The sequence below is a fragment of the Henriciella sp. genome (assembly GCF_049649345.1).
In the GTDB taxonomy this organism is placed as follows: domain Bacteria; phylum Pseudomonadota; class Alphaproteobacteria; order Caulobacterales; family Hyphomonadaceae; genus Henriciella.
On sequence record NZ_JBARZC010000126.1, the window covers coordinates 1 to 2,441 of the forward strand.

A 2,441-nucleotide genomic window follows, 5' to 3' on the forward strand; every position below is an offset into this window, starting at 1 on the left:
ATTCCACGCTCCTCGAGTTCGCGCCGACAAGCAGAAGGCCGGGTTTCTCCGAGCGCGCCAGGCCGAGCCGACGGGCGAGCGGGCCAATCGTGAAGCCGTGCAGCACCACGGTGGTGAACACCATTGCAAAGGCAAGCGGCACGATCTGGTCAGCGCCAGAGAAGTAAAACCGGCCTTCACGCGAAAGATCGACGAGCAGCGACCCGAACAGGCCGGACACAGCGACGGCCACGATGCCTCGGGGGGCAATCCAGCCAAGCAGCAGGGCTTCATTGCGGCTGAGCGTGCCAGCTGTGGCGATCCAGACCGAGAGCGGGCGGACGACGAACAGCATAACGAGCAAGAACAGTAGCGTATTCAGGTTCAGCGCCGAGCGGATGATTTGCGGGGTGAGATCGGCCGTCAGGATGACGAACACGCCGGAGACAAGCAGAACGGCGATGTCTTCCTTGAATTTTCGAAGTTCCGAAAGGTCTGCGAGGCGCGAATTGGCGAGCGTCATGCCATAGGCGGTGACGGCGACGAGGCCGATTTCCTTCTCGACCTGTTCTGCAAGCGCGTAACAGAGAATGATCGACGCGAAGATGAGCGGCGCTTTCAGGTATTCCGGCGTCCAGCCTTCGCGGAAGGCGCGGGACATGGCGAAGCCGAAGGCGATCCCGAGAAGCGTACCGATCGCGGCGGCGCCAAGGATCCAGGCGCCAGCGAGCAGTGTCGATTCGCCTTGTGAGGCCACGCGAATGATCTCATAGGCAGCGACCGCAAACAGCGCGCCGACCGGATCATTCACGATGCCTTCCCATTTCAGGAACTGCGCGGGCCGCCCGGACAGCTTGGACTGGCGCAGCAGCGGCATGATCACGGTCGGCCCCGTCACGACCATGACGCCTGCAAAGACGATTGCGCTCGCCCAGTCGAGACCGGCGGCATAGTGCGCGGCCAATGACCCGAACAGCCAGGCCAGCGGGCCACCGATAAAGACCACGCGCCGGACAGCCGCGCCCGCGTCGCGCAGATTCTCAAATTTCAGGATCAGGCCGCCTTCAAACAGGATGACCGCCACACACAGAGAGACGATGGGCCGTAATAGATCACCGAACGTATTGGACGGGCTGAGCAGGGGATCGCCGAAAATCACCTGCCAGAGCGGGCCTGCAGCAAGGCCTGCGAGCGCCATGAGGACGATGGCCGGGGCCTGAAGGCGCCAGGCCAGCCACTGCGCGCCAAGCCCGAGCGCCCCGATCAGCGCACAAGCGAAGATCAGGCTGTCGGAGCCTACGGCAGCAAGAAGGATATTGGTGTCAAACATGTTGTGATGGCCTAGCCAAAGAGTGGATCAGGCAGTGGCGCTGTCGGTATCGCGCGAGAAGTCAAAGCCGATTTCGCGCGTCCCGTATTCCCCTTTTTCGTATTGGTCCATCTTCAACTGGAACCAGTTCAGAACGTGATTATAGACATATTCAAACAAGCGATTGGAGTCATTTTCGTTCAGCGGGAGACCAAGCTTGAAAGATTCGCCTCCCTGGATGTCCAGAATGAAGGCATCGCCTATTTTCTGGCACTGTGTCGTGACGCGGATCCAGTCGGTTCCCTTGCTGACACGCACAGCCAGGCCGAAGGCGATGGGGCCCAGCGGACGAAACCCTCTTGGCGGGACCGAAAAAGCCTGGTCGCCATAGGCTTTCGGCTGAAACTCGCCGAAAGGCGGCACAAGCTGGACGCAGACGCCGTCGGTGGCGTCGATATAGTCACAGAGGCCGGCGCGGACCTCTTCCGCCATCTGGCGCACGCGGGCATAATTCTCTGCCGCAAGCCTCTGATAGCCCTCGACAGTCTCGATCAGCTGGTCAAATCGCGTCATCGGGCGCTCCTTCGGCCGCTTTCACAACCGCTGCAGATAGTGCGTGAGCGGCGACAAAGCCAGATCGGGACGGCAAATTGTTCAAGCAATTCAGGCAGAACGTCGCATGGTGCTGCGACGCGGGAGGGTCGCGACGTTCGAAATCGCGGCATCGAGCGCTTCAAGGCCGGGCCGCAGATGAATTGGCAGGCCGGACCGGGCAAGCTCGATCGCCGTGGCTGGCGGATGGCCCTCATCATAGGCGGTGAGCAGCGTGCAGATGGTCTCAAGATAGAGCATTTCCTCATCGATCACCTGGCCGAAGCGTGAGGCGAGCGGGCCGACCAGACCATAGGCCAGGAAGACGCCGAGGAAGGTGCCGAGCAGGGCGGTGGCGATCATCGGGCCGAGCACTTCGGGGGACTGGTCGATCACGCCCATCGTCTTGATGATGCCGAGAACGGCAGCAACGATCCCGAGCGCGGGCAAGGCGTCGGCGAGCGTGTTGAGGGCCGAGACGGCGCGGTGACGGGCATTTGCGGTGGTCGACATGGCATCAGAAAGATGACCCTGGAGCGGGGATTTGCCGCCCGGATTGAGC

General features: G+C 61.8%; 3 protein-coding genes. All 3 read right to left on the reverse strand.

The window, feature by feature from the left end; genetic code table 11:
- Positions 1 to 1,309, reverse strand: a 1,309-nt coding sequence (locus WA989_RS03065) for a cation:proton antiporter (RefSeq protein ID WP_424339055.1), incomplete at its 3' end; no start/stop codon positions are given.
- Between the two features lie 27 nt (positions 1,310 to 1,336).
- On the reverse strand, positions 1,337 to 1,861 hold the full coding sequence (locus WA989_RS03070) for a hypothetical protein (protein ID WP_424339056.1): 525 nt from the start codon (positions 1,859 to 1,861) through the stop codon (positions 1,337 to 1,339).
- A 90-nt stretch (positions 1,862 to 1,951) separates the two neighbouring features.
- Positions 1,952 to 2,441 (reverse strand): MotA/TolQ/ExbB proton channel family protein (locus WA989_RS03075; protein WP_424339057.1); only part of this gene is annotated, 490 nt, incomplete at its 5' end.